At 64.6% G+C, this 16,513-nt stretch carries 13 protein-coding genes and 2 pseudogenes; 11 read left to right on the plus strand and 4 right to left on the minus strand.

The window, feature by feature from the left end:
• The coding region (locus AC1DBQ_RS00665; protein ID WP_476926650.1) for a DUF1905 domain-containing protein at positions 1-209 on the plus strand (209 nt) is incomplete at its 5' end.
• Between the two features lie 98 nt (positions 210-307).
• Here AC1DBQ_RS00665 and AC1DBQ_RS00670 read toward each other — a convergent pair.
• Entirely contained in the window at positions 308-511 is a 204-nt protein-coding gene (locus AC1DBQ_RS00670) for a cold-shock protein (RefSeq protein ID WP_011690916.1), read from the minus strand.
• Between the two features lie 336 nt (positions 512-847).
• On the opposite strand from AC1DBQ_RS00670, the gene AC1DBQ_RS00675 reads away from it, so the two are divergent.
• From AC1DBQ_RS00675 to AC1DBQ_RS00695, 5 genes are all read left to right on the plus strand, one after another.
• Positions 848-1,243, plus strand: coding sequence for a TfoX/Sxy family protein (locus AC1DBQ_RS00675; RefSeq protein ID WP_476926651.1), 396 nt, complete (start codon positions 848-850; stop codon positions 1,241-1,243).
• 152 nt (positions 1,244-1,395) lie between these two features.
• Complete coding sequence (locus AC1DBQ_RS00680; RefSeq protein ID WP_476926652.1) at positions 1,396-2,838, plus strand: DUF3375 domain-containing protein; 1,443 nt, start codon at positions 1,396-1,398, stop codon at positions 2,836-2,838.
• Positions 2,835-3,500 (plus strand): DUF4194 domain-containing protein, encoded by a 666-nt coding sequence (locus AC1DBQ_RS00685; protein ID WP_476926653.1) that lies wholly within the window; start codon positions 2,835-2,837, stop codon positions 3,498-3,500. The genes AC1DBQ_RS00680 and AC1DBQ_RS00685 overlap by 4 nt, the downstream gene beginning before the upstream one ends.
• Positions 3,497-6,901: an ATP-binding protein gene (locus tag AC1DBQ_RS00690; RefSeq protein ID WP_476926654.1), complete on the plus strand. Its 3,405-nt coding sequence runs from the start codon at positions 3,497-3,499 to the stop codon at positions 6,899-6,901. Before AC1DBQ_RS00685 ends, AC1DBQ_RS00690 begins: the two co-directional genes overlap by 4 nt.
• Positions 6,902-6,974: 73 nt before the next feature.
• On the plus strand, positions 6,975-8,219 hold the full coding sequence (locus tag AC1DBQ_RS00695) for a Wadjet anti-phage system protein JetD domain-containing protein (protein ID WP_476926655.1): 1,245 nt from the start codon (positions 6,975-6,977) through the stop codon (positions 8,217-8,219).
• A gap of 189 nt (positions 8,220-8,408) precedes the next feature.
• Here the strand turns inward: AC1DBQ_RS00695 and AC1DBQ_RS00700 are convergent, their stop codons facing one another.
• On the minus strand, positions 8,409-10,940 hold the full coding sequence (locus tag AC1DBQ_RS00700) for a DUF4268 domain-containing protein (protein WP_476926656.1): 2,532 nt from the start codon (positions 10,938-10,940) through the stop codon (positions 8,409-8,411).
• Between the two features lie 49 nt (positions 10,941-10,989).
• Between AC1DBQ_RS00700 and AC1DBQ_RS00705 the strand changes: the two are divergent.
• A pseudogene (locus tag AC1DBQ_RS00705) lies at positions 10,990-11,877 on the plus strand (NAD(P)/FAD-dependent oxidoreductase); the annotation flags it as partial.
• 30 nt (positions 11,878-11,907) lie between these two features.
• Here the strand turns inward: AC1DBQ_RS00705 and AC1DBQ_RS00710 are convergent.
• Entirely contained in the window at positions 11,908-12,354 is a 447-nt protein-coding gene (locus AC1DBQ_RS00710; RefSeq protein ID WP_476926657.1) for a hypothetical protein, read from the minus strand.
• A gap of 480 nt (positions 12,355-12,834) precedes the next feature.
• Here AC1DBQ_RS00710 and AC1DBQ_RS00715 point away from each other — a divergent pair, with 480 nt between their 5' ends.
• From AC1DBQ_RS00715 to AC1DBQ_RS00725, 3 genes and pseudogenes are all read left to right on the plus strand, one after another.
• Positions 12,835-13,227: an alkaline phosphatase D family protein gene (locus AC1DBQ_RS00715; protein WP_476926711.1), complete on the plus strand. Its 393-nt coding sequence runs from the start codon at positions 12,835-12,837 to the stop codon at positions 13,225-13,227.
• 4 nt (positions 13,228-13,231) lie between these two features.
• A pseudogene (locus AC1DBQ_RS00720) lies at positions 13,232-13,405 on the plus strand (DeoR/GlpR family DNA-binding transcription regulator); the annotation flags it as partial.
• Positions 13,406-13,473: 68 nt separating this feature from the next.
• Complete coding sequence (locus AC1DBQ_RS00725) at positions 13,474-14,010, plus strand: hypothetical protein (protein WP_476926658.1); 537 nt, start codon at positions 13,474-13,476, stop codon at positions 14,008-14,010.
• A gap of 243 nt (positions 14,011-14,253) precedes the next feature.
• On the opposite strand, the gene AC1DBQ_RS00730 is transcribed toward AC1DBQ_RS00725, so the two are convergent.
• Positions 14,254-15,879 (minus strand): DUF726 domain-containing protein, encoded by a 1,626-nt coding sequence (locus AC1DBQ_RS00730; RefSeq protein WP_476926659.1) that lies wholly within the window; start codon positions 15,877-15,879, stop codon positions 14,254-14,256.
• Positions 15,880-16,077: 198 nt separating this feature from the next.
• On the opposite strand from AC1DBQ_RS00730, the gene AC1DBQ_RS00735 reads away from it, so the two are divergent.
• On the plus strand, positions 16,078-16,458 hold the full coding sequence (locus AC1DBQ_RS00735) for a TfoX/Sxy family protein (protein WP_476926660.1): 381 nt from the start codon (positions 16,078-16,080) through the stop codon (positions 16,456-16,458).
• Positions 16,459-16,513 lie beyond the last annotated feature (55 nt).

A 16,513-nucleotide genomic window follows, 5' to 3' on the forward strand; every position in this document is an offset into this window, starting at 1 on the left:
TCAGGGACGACGCCGCCCCGTTCGCCAAGGCCTTCGGTTCGGTGAAGGTGACCGCTTCCATCGCCGGGGAACGTTGGTCCACGTCGGTTTTCCCGGACAGCAAGAGCGGCTCGTACCTCCTGCCGGTCAAGAAGAGCGTCAGGACGGCGGCGGGCCTCCGCGCCGGCGACGAGGTCGACGTCGAACTTCAACTGGAGCTTGGCGGTTGAGAGGGCCTGACACAGCACAGGTGGGTTAAACAAAAGCAGGGCCCGTCCGAAGACGGGCCCTGCTCGAAACCTAACGGTCCCGGGTATCTAAAAGGAAATTAGATAGCCTGGATGTTGGTGGCCTGGGGACCCTTGGGGCCCTGCTCGGTTTCGAAGGAGACCTTCTGGTTCTCTTCGAGGGAGCGGAAGCCGGAGGAGTTGATCGCAGAGTAGTGTGCGAAAACGTCCTGTGAGGAGTCATCGGGGGAAATGAAGCCGAAGCCCTTTTCAGCGTTAAACCATTTGACGGTACCAGTAGCCATTATTTTTGTCCTTCGTGAAGGTGGAGGAACTGTCCCGACTTTCGGGTCCTCCTGTTTGGGGTGCTCAAAACCGCTGCTTCAGAAGAACAAGGTCTTGCAACCTTGCGTACTGCCTGAACTACGAACTGCATAAACACAACAACAGGATCAACTGTACAGGAGATTCTTGGGGCGGATTACCACACCCCCATCTTCTCAACATCTGCGCGGCCACCGCCCGCGGCAGCCCGGCACACGCGCCAGCTGCCTGCAGGCAGACAGCCTGTACCGGTCCCCGCCGCGGGCATATCCTGCAGGAAGACCAGTCCGTGACCGTCAGTTACCGGAGGAAGACCCATGGAAATGCCCAAAGCGTCCGACGCCGACAAGGAGCACTTCCGCTCGGTGCTCCCGGATCGTCCCGAGGTGGTCGTCAAGCCCATGTTCGGGAACCTCGGGGCGTTCGTGAACGGGAACATGTTCGCCGGCCTGTTCGGGCCCACCATCGGCGTGAAGCTGGGCGCGGAAGACAAGGAAATGCTCGAAAGTACCGAGCGGACTGTTCCGTTCGGACCGGCCGAGCGTCCGATGGGCGGCTACACCGGGCTGCCGGAGATCTGGAATGCCGAGGGCGACGGCGATGAGGCGCGGGCCAGGGCTTGGGTGGAGAAGGCATTCGAGCACGTGGCTGGCCTGCCCCCGAAGGCTTCGAAATCCCCCAAGGCTCCGAAGGCGAACGCCACGAGGAGGTAGCCATTCCACGTCAGCAGAGTCGGGCCGTAAAGGCGACCACGTCGCCCCCTGCTCCAGGGACGCCATCCTCGTGACACCTTCTCCACAGAAAATGTCCGCGGCGCACTCTAGAGTGAATCCAAGGACGTGATGCGCAACACCGCGAGGACCGGATGGACTACTACGCAATCAACGCACTGCGTGAGAACCATGCAGGCTGGTCCCTGCTGCGCGCCCAGAACGCGCCGCTCGCCATCTCGTTTTTCATGGCCGCCTTCACCGGCCCCAACCAGCGCAACCTGGGCCGCCAGCAGCTCATCGACAGCCTGGACGACGTCCTCTTCGGCCTCCGCGATGCCTACGGCGAGGACAAGTTCCCGCGGCAGGCAGCCGAGTATCTGGATGACTGGGCTGCTCCTGAGAGAGCGTGGCTGCGGAAGTACTATACCCAGGGCCAGGACGAGCCCCGCTACGATCTCACCGCGGCGGCCGAGGACGTGGTCCGCTGGGTGGAAAGCCTGCGCGGCCGCGACTTCGTCGCCACCCAGTCCCGGCTAACCAGCATCTTCGCCGTCCTCGAGCGGCTGGTCCAGCAGTCCGAAACGGACCCCGAAGTACGGCTCGCTGAGCTTCAAAAACAGCGCGACGGGATCGACGCCGAGATGCAACGGATCCGGGACGGCAACATACGCGTCATGACAGGCCCGGAAGCACTGGACCATTTCCAGCAGCTGACCGCCCTGGCCAAGGACCTCCTCTCGGACTTCCGCGAGGTCGAACAGAACTTCCGGAAACTGGACCGCCAGGTTCGCGAGCAGATCGCTACCTGGAACGGCACCCAGGGTGAGCTCCTGGAATCGATCTTCGCCAACCAGCAGGACATCAGCAGCTCCCTGCAAGGCCGGACGTTCCAGGGCTTCTGGGACTACCTCATGTCGCCGGAATCCCGGAGAAGACTGCAGGAACTCCTCCAACGCGCCACCCAGATCGAAGCCCTCGCCCACACCGAGAACCTCCACGCCGTGGCGAACCTGCACCAGGACTGGTTGCCCGCCGTCGAACAGACCCAGGGCACCGTCCGCCAGCTGTCCCAGCAGATGCGCCGGCTGCTCGACGACAAGGTCTTCCTGGAAAACAAACGCATCATGCAGCTCATCCGGAGCGTCGAATCCGGCGCCCTCGCCACCCGGGAGCAGCCGCCGTCGGGGGAGTTCATGACCATTGCGGCACCGTCCGTCGACATCACGCTGCCGTTCGAACGTCCCCTCTATGAGCCCAGCCGGCGGGTGATGGTCGACGACGACGTCCTCACCGCCGACGACGCGGACGTGGACGCCGGCGCCCTGTTCAGCCAGTTCCACGTGGACAAGGAACGCCTCAAGGCAAACATCGACGCCGTCCTCGCCGAGACGGAACAGGCCACCCTCGCGGAGGTTACCGCCGCCTACCCCGTCTCGCAGGGGCTCGCAGAGATCGTCGGCTACTACCAGCTGGCCACCGAGTCGGACTGGGCCAGCATCAACCCGGACGCCTCCCAACAAATCGCCTGGCAGTTGCCCGACGGCCGCATCCGCGAAGCCACCCTCGAACAGATCATCTTCGGAAGGCCAGCATGAATCCGGCAGCGAATTCTCCAGCCACTGCAGAAACGGAACTCCGCACACCCGAGGAACTTCCCGGCGTCGTCACCCGGCTGTTCAAAGGCGTGCTGTACGCCGAAGGGGACCAGAAGCTTTGGCAGTCGCTGCTGGGCCTGTCCTCCCAGGTCCGCGACTACGTATCCGTGCTGGGACTTGACCTGATCCTGGACGAATCTGAGGGCTACGCGTTTTTGAAGTCGCGCGAAGACCCCGACGGGACGCTCCCCCGGCTGATTCCGCGGCGGCAGCTGACCTTCAACGTCAGCCTGCTGCTGGCCCTCCTGCGCGGCCGGATGCTGGAGTTCGACACCAACAGCAGCGAGCTCCGGCTCATCATGACCGAGCAGGACATCGCGGACATGGTCGCCGTCTTCCTGCCCGAATCCAGCAACGAGGCCCGGATCATGGACCGGCTCGCCACCGACATTAAGAAGGTGGTAGACCTCGGTTTTCTGCGGCGGCTGAAGGGCCAGCCGGGCACATACGAGGTGGCCCGCATCCTCAAGGCCTTCGTGGACGCCCAGTGGCTGGAGGAGTTCGACGCGCGGCTGGCGGACTACCGGGCGACACTCGCCGGAACGCCGGTCAGCGGGACCGAAACGCCGGACGCCAGCGCAGAAGAGGAGGACAACAAGTGACCGCCGAACTGCAGGACACCCTTTTCAGCCTGGAGGATAAGACGGACGACGCCGGCACTCCCCCCGGCTTCCGGCTGCACCGTTTGGAGCTGCTGAACTGGGGCACGTTCCACCAAGGCGTGCGGACGTTTCGGCTGGACGGCGCCAACAGCCTCCTCACGGGCGACATCGGCTCCGGGAAGTCGACCGTCGTCGACGCCATCACCACCCTGCTCCTGCCCGCCAACCGGATCGAATACAACAAGGCCGCCGGCGCGCAGAAGAAGGAACGCTCGCTGATGTCTTACGTCCGCGGCTTCCATAAGAGCACGCGCAGCATCGGCGGTGAGTACTCCAAACCGGTGGCGCTGCGAGGCACCGGCGCCCTGACCGTGGTGCTCGCTGTCTTCCACAATGCCGTCCTGGAAAAGTCGGTCACCCTGGCCATCACACTCTGGGCCACCCAGGAGGCGGGCCAGCCCAGCCGCTTCTACTCGCTGGCCGAAGCGGACCAGTCCATCGCGGCCGACTTCTCCAACTTCGGCCAGGACCCGGTCCTGCTGAAAAGGAAGCTCCGAGCCGCCGGTGCCGCCGTGCACGACACCTTCGAGCCCTACGCCGCGGCGTTCAAGCGGCAGTTCGGCATCAGCGGCAACCAGGCCATGGAGCTGTTCCACCGCACGGTCTCCATGAAGCAGGTCGAGAACATCACCTCCTTCGTGCGGACCAACATGCTGGAGGAGGACAACGTCGGCGAGCGGATCGGCAACCTCATCCACCACTTCGACGATCTGAAAAAAGCCCACGATGCGGTGCTCCGGGCCAAGGACCAGATCGCCCTGCTTACGCCGATCAGGGACGGTGCCGCCCAGCACGCGAAGCTGAGCCGCGAGGACGAGTTGGCCCGCCGGCAGCGGGATCAACTGCACCTTTGGTTCACTGACCGGAGGCTGCAGCTGAGCCTGGAGCACCAGGCCGAGTTGGAACGAACCGGGGAACGGCTGCTGGAGGACAGCACCAAGCTGCGCACGGAGATCACGGCGCTGCGGCACGAGCTGCAGGCCGTGCAGGAGGATATCCGCACCAACGGCGGCGGGCGGCTGGCGGCGATCGACGCTGACATCGCTCGGCACGCTGTCGAGTCGCGGATCCAGCGGCAGCGCTTCGACACTTACGCCGCCGCGGCGAAGGACCTGGGGCTCCGCCCGCCCGAGGACAAGGTGTTCTTCGACGCCAACCGTGCCGGGCTCGGCGAAGTCGAAGCGCAGCTCGGCGCCCAGTCCGATGAGCTGCAGGACGACCGGACAAAACTGACCATCACCCGCACCGAGCAGACGGCCCGGCTGGCCGAGATCGGCGCGGAACTCCGCAGCCTGCAGTCCCGCCCCAACCTGCTCCCGCTCCCCCAGCTGGAGCTCCGCCGTCGGCTGTGCGACGGAACAGGCATCGCGGAAGCGGCGCTGCCGTACGCCGGCGAACTGCTGCGGGTCCGCGACGGCGAGGGCGCGTGGGAGGGGGCGGCCGAACGCACGCTGCACGGCTTCGCCCTCTCCCTGCTGGTGCCGGCCGAACACTATGCGGCCGTGAGCAGCTGGGTGGATGCGAACAACCTGCGCGGCCGGCTGGTCTACCTGAGGATCGGGGAATCCCCCGCCGCGCGGGCTGCCGAAGCGGGCACGCTCGCTGCCAAGATCGGCATCAAGCCGGGCACGCCGTTCCGCAACTTCCTGCTGGACGAGCTCGCCACCCGGTTCGACCACGTCTGCTGCGACACCCTCGAGGACTTCCGCCGCTATCCCAAGGCGCTCACCGTCAACGGACAGCTCAAGGGCGGCCGCGGCAGGCACGAAAAAGACGACCGGCGGGAGCTCACGGACCGGCGCAACTATGTGCTCGGCTGGGACAACCACGACAAGATCAGCCGCTTCCTCGCCGAACAGGACGAGGTCAAGGGCCAGCTCCAGATGACAGAGGCGCAGCTGGACAAGGTCAACGCGTCGCTCGGCGCGCTGGGCCGGCGGAACCAGCAGCTCGGCACCGTGCGCTCCGTGGCCGACTTCGGCGAGATCAGCTGGCAGCTCACGGCCCGGCGGATCGAAGAGCTTAAGGCCGAGAAGCGTGAGCTGGAAACCGCCAGTGACGTGCTGAAGCAGCTGACGGCCAAGGAATCCGCGGTGACCGCCGAGCTGGAGCGGCTGGAGGACAAGGCCGGCAAACTGCGGGAGCGCCTGGGCGCGAATGAGAAGGACGCGCGGGACATCGCCGAAGCCGTCGAGGAATGCCGCGGCATTCTCGCGGAGACTCCCCTGACGGACGACGGCGGGGTGCTGGCCGCCGTCGAACAGCTCACCGCCGCGGCACTCGGGGACAAGACGCTGACGTACAAGAACACCGGCACGGTGGAGAGCTCGGTCCGCGCCGGACTGACGGACACCATCGACGCGCTGTCCAAGCGGATCGCGCGGGCGGCAGAGAGCACCGTCCGGCTGATGGCGGACTTTCGTAACAAGTACCCGAACGAGACTACGGACATCGACGCCGCCCTCGAGGCCGCCGGGGACTACAACCGGCTGCTGGAGCAGCTGGTCAGCAACGATCTTCCCCGCTTCGAGTCCCATTTCAAGGAGTCCCTGAACCAGAACACCATCCACGAGGTGGTGGCATTCAACGCGTTCCTGGACAGCCGGCGGCAGGACATCGTGACCCGGATCGGTGAGATCAACCAGTCGCTGGCCGGGATTGAGTACAACCCGGGACGGCACATCCAGCTGGAGCACCAGAACACCTCGGACCAGGACGTGCGCGAGTTCATGTCGGATTTGCGGGCGTGCTCGGAGGGGACCATCGGCGACGAGGACCAGTACTCGGAGCAGAAGTATCTGCAGGTGGAGCGGCTGATCGAGCGCTTCCGCGGCCGGGAGGGCCTGACCACGCTGGACGAGCGGTGGACCGCCAAGGTCACCGACGTGCGGAACTGGTTCACATTCTCCGCATCCGAGAAGTGGACCGAAACGGGCGAGGAGTTCGAGCACTTCACCGATTCGGGCGGCAAGTCCGGCGGCCAGAAGGAAAAGCTGGCATACACGATCCTCGCGGCGGCGCTGGCCTTCCAGTTCGGGCTGGGGTCGGCGGCGGGCGGTACGTCGGCGGGTGCGGCCGGGAAGAAGTCCGGCCGGAGTTTCCGGTTTGTGGTGATCGACGAAGCGTTCGGCCGCGGATCCGACGAGTCCGCGCGGTACGGGCTGCAGCTGTTCCAGCGGATGAACCTTCAGCTGCTGATCGTCACGCCGCTGCAGAAGATCCATGTGATCGAGCCGTTCGTCTCGCACGTGGGATTCGTGGCGAACACCAACGGCGACGACTCCCAGCTGCGCAACATGACCATCCAGGAGTACCGGGACGAACGGGACCGGCGTGCCTAACCGGCGTCCCGAGGGCCCCGAATCGAGCTTGCGAGGTTTGGGAAGGGACTTCCGCGCTGAGTCCTGGACTACGGTGGCTGGGTTGCGGGCGCAGTCGCTGAAGGCGTGGACCAGCGGTGCGCTGCTTCGGGAGCTGCTGGAACCGTCGGGCGCGTACCCGCGCCGTCGTTCGCTGAAACGCCCGACGGCGGCAGCCCTCCTCAGCGATTACGCTGCGGCCCAGCGGTGGGCGGCTGAGCTGTTCGCTGGGGCCGGGCCATACGAGCTGGAGACAGTGGAGGTAGGGCGCCGCACGGTCGGCTCCAACCGGATTCCGGCCGGGGCGGTATTCGCTACCGTGGAGGACGAGATCGGCTTTGTTGGCAAGTCGCGCGAGGCGGCGCGGTTCAGGGAGCTGGCGTCCGGCCTTAGTGAAATCGATCCGCTGCTGCTGGACTGGGCTGTGCGGCGACCGCTGAGGCTTTTGGAGCTGGGACCTGACGCCCTTCCCGCGGCGCGGGTAGCACTGTGGCTTCGAGACAATCGCAAGCCTGGAATCTACGTTCGGCAGCTCGGGCTGCACGGGGTGCACACGAAATTCATCGAGCGGCACCGGCAGGACATAGATCAGCTGCTCGGTGCGCTCATGCCTGATTCCGGTATCGATGAGCCGGACGCTGTCGTGGCAGCGTCCGTGGAAGAACCTCCCGTGGAACCGGCCGAGCCGGAGGTTGCCCTGGACGAAGGTGCCGGCCGCACTCCGGCGGCACGCTTTGCCCGCCGGCACGGGTTCCTGCATCCGCCTGAGCTCGTCCGGTTCCGCGTCCTCGACCCTGCGATTTCTGCTCTGGGCGGCGCCGTGGACATCACGGTCACAGCTGAAGCCTTCAGCACCCTGCAGCTGCCTGTGCGCACCGTGATTGCGACTGAGAACCTGGTCAACTTCCTTGCCCTGCCGGAGCGTCCCGGAACGCTGGCCCTGTATGGAGCCGGTTATGGTTTTTCGTCCCTGCGGGATGCCGACTGGCTCCGTGAGTGCGAGATCCTGTACTGGGGCGACGTCGATACCCACGGCTTCCGGATCCTCGACCAGCTCCGCGCGGTCCACCCGCACGTGGAGAGCGTGCTGATGGACGAGGAAACCCTGCTCGCGCACCGGGAGGCATGGGGAACGGAGCCGTCGCCGTCGCGGGCTGCGCTGACCAGGCTGACGGCTGAAGAAGCGCTCCTCTACGAAGCACTGGGCAACGACACCTACGGACCGGCCGTCCGCCTGGAACAAGAGCTGATCCGCTGGGATTGGGCGATGGAGCGGCTCAGACTCCAGCGCCCGAGCTGAACGATGAGCGCGAGTCTGGGCTTCTGAGCACTAATCCGGACTCCACTGCCGCTTCAACAAGACGGTCCTTCTCAATGACCCGCCCAACCCGGCCGTAGGCGGCGAGGTCACCTCCGACCGAAGCGACCCCTCCGGCCGCAAGCCCAAGGGGATCCGACCGACGTCTTTATTAGAGGAGTGCGGAAGCCTTCACAGGTACTTCTTCAAGACTCGTGCGAATGTGTCCCCGGTAGCCACGAGCCACTCGACGAGCTCCTGGGACTGAGCCCCGTCTAGGAAGTCGCCGGGACGGCTGATGACGAGCTTGGATGCCTTGCGGTCGGGTTTGTCGTCCCACTCGAGGACGAAGCCAAGGTCGGCTTCGATGGCCTCGCGCTGCGCCAACAGCTTCGCGTAGAGGTCCTTGTCGTAGTTGATCCAGAAGATCGTTGTGACGAGCTTCTTCTGCGAGTTGGCCTGGAGGGAGATCACCGCACGGGAATCTCCGATGCCGACGTCGTACCAGTTCTGAGGGGCGGGCTTGCGCCAGGCACTGATGTGGGTCGCTTTCACCAGGCCGTAGTCGCGTACCCGCTCGAAGAACGCAAGCTGGGCGTCCTTCACTGACACTCGGCTTCCGGTCCCAGTGTGACCGCTCATCTTTTTGCGGCGGGTGGTCATCGCCTCCTCGTCGACATCAAAGCCGGAAGCTTCCGCGAGCTCTCCTGCACCGATGAACTGCTCGGGATCCGCGTGGCCTTGTTCATCGAACCGGAGCCCCTCCTTCTCAAGCACCACCCGCGGGTCATCGACGCGGGCGGGATCGGTCCAACGGAAACCAGATGAGATCGTCCCGCTGCTCTGCAGGACCCGCCAAGCGTTGGCCATTGGGTAGTTCGCGATCATTGCAGCCAGCGGCTGAGCCCAGGTGCCGGCGACAATCGCGACGTCGCCATAGGAAGTCCAGCGCCCTGCAGGGATCTCGGCGACTATGGCAGCAACCCGGCTACGCAGGGCTGACGGCTCGTCGCCCACAGCGACGACACTCTCGTCCGGACCCGGCCAGAGTTCGATGATCTTCTCTGCCAGTTCAGCGCTGCGGGCGTTGATCTCGTCGAGGCCCCATGTAGCGCGCGCAGCAATCGCCTGGTTCATCGATACGCCGCTCCTGGCCAGCATCTCGCGCTTCTCTTCGAACGGCTTGTTGCTGAGTTCGCTGTTGTAGCCGCTTAGAGTGAGGTTGCCGAGCGTATGCACGACCCGCTCGTGTTCGTAGTCGATGTCTGCGTCAGCGCTGAGACCCTCCGCGAACATCGTGCGCACGGAATCAGTCATAGTCTGTGGCAACACATGCTCAATTGTTAGGTGCCTAGGGTCGAGGTCGACAATCTCCTTCGGGCGGTACGCCTCTTCGAGCCACTGCAGGATGAGCTTCTTTTGCGTCCCACGGCCCTGCCAGTAAAACGCAACGGTCCCTGCAGCCTCGCGAACCTGTAGGTCGGTCGCGAAGTGCTTGCGGCCGCGGGACAGGTATTCGCGCAGCGCGACGTCGATGTGGTCCGCCTCGCTGATAGCACCCACAGCCTGGAGCAACGTTCGGTTCAGATTCGCGGTGGCACGCCCAATCACGATGCGCCGCACGAAGTAGGACTCCAGATACGTCAGCGCCCGCACTACTTCATCGTCAGCCGCGGTGCCGGCAGCACGTCGCGCAAGGATCTGCATCACCACCGGATACGCGGTCGTCGAGCCCCAGGACTTGATCCTGGTGAGTCGGCGGTGAATCTCGGCGTGCTTCTCCCCCGCAGGCTTGAGAATGGTCGCGAGCACGTCGCCGAGCTTGGCGATACGGACCACCTCGGCCTCGATCTGATCGACAGTCTTCAGCTTCTCCAGGCGCCGTTGCTGTCCGACGTAGGTGTCCGACTGCTTGGCTCGTTCGTCGCGCTGAGCGAGGTCCAGCCAGAACAACAGCTCGAGATTCTCAGAGTCGAGTTTCTTCTCAAGTGGAAGCCAAACGTTCTCGTAGACCAAATCTGCGCGGTCACCGAGTCGCATGAACAGATAGTTCTTGAGCAGGTCACTTTGCGTCAGCCGGAGGCCCGTGTTGTTCAGCGACTCGAAGATGCGGTGTGCGTTGTCCGAGGGCTCCGCTGTGACGACGACAAGCGCGAGACCGCGAACGACAGCAGCTTCGAGCATCTCCAGGTCATTTGGGTCGTCCGGGTCCCCGGCCGCAGCGATCTTCGAGCGAAAGAACCGGTACGCGTCGCCAACGGCATCTTCCCCGCCAGCCTGAGGCGCACGATTGAGAACCGCCATGTATGCGGGCCGATCCGTCTGGGTCGGCAAGACCTTAAGCGGTTTGCCGCTGTCGAAGACGTTGATTAGGTACTGTGCGTCAAGGCCGCTCGCCCGATCGGTGTCTCCCGTCTCAATCAAGTGGTCGCGGAGCGCTGCCAGAAGGAGAGTTAGGGTCGTCAGGCGCTGCTGACCGTCGACGACCAGGAACTTGTTGACGCCGATGGCGCCGAAGTCAGGACTGCTCGCCAGCACGAGGGAGCCGATGAAGTGCGAGGCCTTCGGGTCGTCGACAAGAGTGCGCTCCAGCTCCACGACGTCTGACCACAGCTGGTCGAGCTGCTTCTTGCCCCACGAGTACACGCGCTGGTAGAGCGGAATTTGGTATTGCTTCTTGCCTTCCAGAACACCCGCAAGAGTCCCGTTTTCCGCTCGAACCACACATGCCTCCTTCGGGTTACGCTAACGAAACGAGACTACATGGCGTTGTCTCGCTACCGGCGGCTACCAGAAGCCGAAAATCCCCGCGCTGTCGGCCCAGCTGCCTGGCCACATCCTGCAGCTTCACACCGACAGCTACCGCAACCCGGGCCAGCTGCCCGAGGGTGCCGTGCTCATCGTTGGCACAGGCCAGTCCGGCGGCCAGATCGCCGAGGAACTCCTCGCCGTCGGCCGCGAAATCCACCTCGCGGTGTCCACGTGCCCGGAAGCGCCGCGCCGGTACCGCGGCAGGGACCTCCTCTATTGGATGATGCAGCTTGCACAGTTCGGCCCCGACTTCGGACTGAACGGCCTCACCGTGGGGCAGCTGCCCTCCCCCGCGGCGAGGTTCGCCTGCAACCCGCTGGTGTCCGGCGCCGACGGCGGCCACGACATCCACCTGCGGGACCTCGGCCGGCGCGGCGTCCGGCTGCACGGCCATTTGGAAGCAGCCGACGACGGCGACCTCGTTTTCAGTGATGACCTTCCGGAACGCCTGGGCCTGGTGGAGGCGGCGTTCTACCAGCGGATGAAGCCGATGTTCGACAGCTATATTGCCGCCGCCGGCATGTCGGCACCGGAGCCGGAGCCACCGCGCAAGGACGACTGGCTTCCTTCGGAGCCGGCGCGGCTGAATCTCGAAGCCGCCAACGTCACGTCGGTCCTCTGGGCCACGGGCTACCGGCTGGACTTCAGCATCTTGGACATCCCGGTGCTGGACGAATGGAACTACCCCCGCCACCACCGCGGCGTCACCGAACACCCGGGCTTGTACGCCGTCGGGTTGCCGTGGCTCACGGGGCACGGATCGTCCATCGTGGCGGGTGTGGGCCGCGATGCCGAATACATTGCACAGCACATCGCCGGTAACATTGGGAAGGACGCCGCCGCCCGATGAAGGCGGCGTGCCAGAGGGGCGGCTACCCGGTCAAGGACTGTCGAAGTCCACTGGTGCGGCGAGGCCGGCGGAGCTGAACCAGTCCCTGGCCCATGCCTGGACCGAGGGCATCGCGAGTTGCTCGGCAACAACCTCCGGCGGCCCGTCGAATACAGACTTCCCCTCCTCCAGGAGGTCCCCGGTGCCGCTGCCGGCGAGGAGCCCGAAGAGGGCAGGCTGGTCGAGGAAGGGAAGCTTCCCGCCGTCGCCGTCGGTCAGCACGCCCCAGCGCGAGGTGAACAGCGAAAACCCCTCCGGGCGTTCCCCGTGGTCCGCTACGAGCGGGCAGGCTTCGCCGTCGAGCCGGATCCGCCGGTAGTTGGGCTCCGTTTCGTCAAGGGCCATCAGTTGGACATCGTCCAGCCACGAAAGCCAGACCGCTGTGCACTCTCCCGTCAGCGGATACGGGGCGGCGGCGATGTAGCCGGCCTTGCTCACGTGGGCGGAGTGGCCAACGGCGATGTTGTGCAGCTGCCCCCCGGACCAGCGGCAGGACCGCGCTGACAGGCTGGCGGTAGCTGGCGAATTTCCGCCGCATCACGTCGGCGCTTGAATTCGAGCCGATGGAGACCACCAGGGAACGGGCCTCCAGGGGTGCCGCGCCGGCTTGCGCAAGGGCTTCATCCAGTCCGGCGGAAAGATCAAGGGACCGGAATTCATTGCCGTCCATGACACCCGAGACCACGGGCGGGTCCCACGGATACAGCAGCGGATCGAGATGGCCGGCGCCGCCGGCCCTGCTCAGTCCCATGGAATCAGCCGGGTGAAGCCTGATGGAGCCGTCGGCACCGTGCTGGAGACTAATCAAGGTGGCCCGCTTTCATGGTCGGGACTTCCAGTGTCCCGCACTCTTGGGGAACCGGGCCTTCGGCGCAGAGGGAGCCCCAGATCCCGGCCCCGGAGATCGACTACGTCTCCATGGACGAGTGGGACGGTAACGCAGTGTCGCGCCGCCGGATAACGCAGGGCTGGGAGGACACGAACATCCGCAGCGCCGCGGTTCTCCCCGGAGACGTGCACCGCAGCTGGGCCAACGACGTCAAGGGCGGACTACAAGGACCCAGCCTCCCCTGTGGTCGGCTCGGAACTGTCTGCACCTCCATCACCTCCACCGGGAATGGCTCAGACTCAACTGTGGTCCGGTCAGGCCCTAAACCCGCATCTGAAGTTCTACAAAAGCTGTCACTTTCGCCGAGATCGCCGTTGCGAACAAGTCGTTCGACGTCCCGGAGCAACCTAGGCGTCCTGTCAGCGCGAAGGTCATTCGAGGAAGCTTCTATGAGATTACGAAGGGAGCGGATCCGGGCCTGAAGTTGGAAGGCTGTGCACAGTGAGCCAGAGCTTCGTGGGTCCGCTGGTGGAGACGTCCCTGGAACGGATGAGCTTTGACCGCCGCGCGTTCCTGGGCGCCGATACCGTGACGGCCAAGGACGGGATCTGCGAGGCGGACCATGCCCAGACGCGGCTCAAGGAACTCATGGCCCGCCAATGGGGTTTTGAGACGTGGGGGCCCGCGATGTATAGGTCGCCCCCGTGTACGGACGATACATTGAACCCATGACGGACGAAGACCCGTGGTACGCGCAGTTGCGCAGTCAGTGGAAACCCAGCCGCGTGAAGTTGCTGATGATCGCGGAGAGTGCGCCGGCCGACGGCGGCGATGTCTCGGCCCGCAGGTTCTTCTATGCAGACCGGCTTGGTCCCGACAACCTGTTCCGTGGCGTGGTTGAAGCGATGTACGGCGCCTCTAAAATGGATCTACAACGAAGCGGGAAGCGTCCCTGGTTGGAACGCCTCCGCGATGACGGCTTCTTCCTCATCGATCTCGCCCCATACCCAGTCAATGCCCTCAGCGCTGCCGAGCGTCGGCGAGTCCTGCACCAAGCCGTTCCGAGTTGTGTGGCGCGCGCATCGGCTCTTGATCCCGTGGGCGTCGTCGTGGTGAAAGCGGATCTCTACGGGATACTTAATCTGCCGCTCGCCTCCGCTGGCCTTCCGCTCCTGCATGACCGCCCGATCGCGTTTCCCCTCGGCAATACGCGAGCCAATTTCGCCGCTGGGTTCAACCAAGCCCGGCAGCGGCTTCCCTCGTAGTGCAGTCCGATCGCAGAACGATCACTGCGGTGGCGGCAGGCACGGGATTGCGGCTACCGAGACAGCGAGAAACGTCCCCAGGCTCGTCCTACTCGTAGCCGGCAAATCTGGGCAGATTCATACTCGCGAACGTGATGAGGAGCGAAAATTACAGAGCCCCACTGCCACCACCCGAGCCGCCTGGAGCCCTCGTTCATTCGGCATCGATACCACCTGCGTGCCGTTCGGCCTCTCCCCGACGTCCTACATAAGGCTGACGTTCTTGTGATAGTGGAAGTGGCTCTTGACACTTGTCGACACGTCGATGTTCTTCACTCCGGTTGTGCTCGGGGTGAATCCTTTGAGGCCGGCCGCTGCCTGTCCTCCCTGGGCGAGGCTGAAGGCGATTTTCAGGACGTCGTCGTTGGTCGAGTGGTAGTTGTAGACCGCGTCGTCGACCCGTCGGGTCAGGGTGTGCCAGTCGCTCTTGGCAGCGATGGCGGCGCCAAGCAGGTGGACTGCTTGAATCCGTGGGCCGTCGGGCTTGGTGCCCAAGGTCTGGGCGGCGACTGTCATCGCGCGCGCGCCGAGGCTGTGGCCCACCAGAACGTAGGACTCCGCGTTGGTCCGGGCAAGCAGGTCGGCCAGAATGACACCGGTCTTTTCGGCGCGGTTCTTAGCGACGTGCCAGGGGTTCTTCGCCAGGTCTGCTGCGAACAGAGCCGGGGCAAGTGGGCCAAGCTTCTTCGCCGCCATCTTCGCGGCCTTTGCCGCGGCCTCCTTCAGAACTGCAACGGCCACGACCGTTGCCGCTCCGCCACCACCGAGGACCCCAAGGTCCTTGAGCTCCTTGGCGCCCCAGTGGACCCGGTAGACAGGTGAGTCCGGGTACCGCGTGGTGATGATGTCATGCCACTCGCCCCATCCTTTGCCGTTCTCGCTGAGGAAGCCGTTGCAGACGACCACCGGTACGCCTGGTCCTCCTTGCAGCATCTCGATATGGAATGACTTGTCCTCGCGGACATAGGCATTCATCACCGAGGCGCCCAGCGCGCAACCCAGGGAAGCACCAAGAGCCGTTATCACGAGGGTGCCGCCGGCCATGCCGAGCCCTCCGACCGCCAGCGCGCCGCCACCCAGCAACGCCAGCCCATAACTTGTGGCTGCGGCGCCGGTGTAGCCCCCAACGAGCGCGCCGACAGCCCCTCCGATCGCAGGTGCCGCGAGGTAGGCAAAAGGGGTCGCTGCAGCGATGCCCGCGCCTGCGAAGCCTGCAACTCTGATGTCACGGGCGAGGTTGCGTTTGTCGTATTTGAGGAACTCCTCATAGTTGTTGAGCTCGCCCATCTTTCGGTCGGCCTTGGCGAAGCCGGGGATCTCGTGGCGGTGCTCGGCGCAGTACCGCTGAACCCCGATGGCGCCTTGTCCGCGCACGGCCATATTTTTGCAGACGGGGCCTGCCGCGCAGGGCGAGGTCGGCGATCCGCAGTCGCTACACAGGTATGCGGGCACGTGTCCCATCGGCAGGTTGGACTTCCGGTGTGAGTGCTCTCCGAAGCAGGCCGAACACCACCCGTACTTCTCTTCGATCGCGAGGTCGTGTGCCAGATCGGCGATCCACTCGGCCACCTTCTGGTGCCCTTCAGCTCGCTTCTGAGCGTTCTTCTGCTGTTCCTGATCTGGCCTGGTGACGGCTTCGTACCTGGCTATTGCGAAGGCCCACGCGTTTGTCACTAAGGCGCGGCTGTCACCGAGCCCACCTTTCTCGAACTCGGGTACTTCGTCCGTGCTGCTGCCGGAGAGCGTGAGCCTCTGCCCCTCAGGCGGGACGACCTGACACTGAATGCGATTCCCGTCAAGGATGCGGAAGAAAACCTCTGATTTCGACATACCTACGATCCTCTCAGATTCGGATTGCCGTGGCCCCCAGCAGCTAGAACATGTTCAGCTCGCGCATAACGGCAGTCTCAGTCCTGCATTGCAGGCGTATGACTCTGACCTATCTCGGCCGCGCCTCCTGTGCGATCCAGCGGCCGGCTTATCCTGCAGGAAGACCCGTTCAATTGCCGTCAGTTTCCGGAAGCACCCATGGAAAGGCCGAAAGTGTCCGACGCTAGCAAGGAGCACTTCCGCTCGCTGATGCCGGACCTCCCCGAGGCCGTCGTCAAGCCGATGTTCGGGAAGCTTGGGGCGTTCGTGAATGGCAACATGTTCACTGGCCTGTTCGGTCCCACCATCGGCGTGAAGCTCTCCAAGGCGGACAAGGCGACGCTCGAAAGTACCGAGCGAACCGTTCCGTTTGGGCCGGCCGAGCGCCCCATGGGCGGCTACACCGGATTGCCGGAGATCTGGAACGGCGAGGGCGACGGCGATGAGGCGCTCGCCAGGGCCTGGGTGGAGAAGGCGTTCGAGCACGTGGCCGGGCCGCCGCCAAAGACTCCCAAGGCCCCCAAGGCCTCGAAAAAGTAGACATGCCAAGTAGTGAGCGGAACTCGTCGTCGTAGCGGACGTCTAATCCTGACGC

The organism is Arthrobacter sp. 10T413_2, from assembly GCF_056394205.1.

Bases quoted from the DNA above. Each gene is read 5' to 3' on its own strand.
- AC1DBQ_RS00670 (WP_011690916.1), bottom strand. From the start codon at position 511: ATGGCTACTGGTACCGTCAAATGGTTTAACGCTGAAAAGGGCTTCGGC.
- AC1DBQ_RS00675 (WP_476926651.1), top strand. From the start codon at position 848: ATGGAAATGCCCAAAGCGTCCGACGCCGACAAGGAGCACTTCCGCTCG.
- AC1DBQ_RS00680 (WP_476926652.1), top strand. From the start codon at position 1,396: ATGGACTACTACGCAATCAACGCACTGCGTGAGAACCATGCAGGCTGG.
- AC1DBQ_RS00685 (WP_476926653.1), top strand. From the start codon at position 2,835: ATGAATCCGGCAGCGAATTCTCCAGCCACTGCAGAAACGGAACTCCGC.
- AC1DBQ_RS00715 (WP_476926711.1), top strand. From the start codon at position 12,835: ATGGACGAGTGGGACGGTAACGCAGTGTCGCGCCGCCGGATAACGCAG.
- AC1DBQ_RS00725 (WP_476926658.1), top strand. From the start codon at position 13,474: ATGACGGACGAAGACCCGTGGTACGCGCAGTTGCGCAGTCAGTGGAAA.
- AC1DBQ_RS00730 (WP_476926659.1), bottom strand. From the start codon at position 15,879: ATGTCGAAATCAGAGGTTTTCTTCCGCATCCTTGACGGGAATCGCATT.
- AC1DBQ_RS00735 (WP_476926660.1), top strand. From the start codon at position 16,078: ATGGAAAGGCCGAAAGTGTCCGACGCTAGCAAGGAGCACTTCCGCTCG.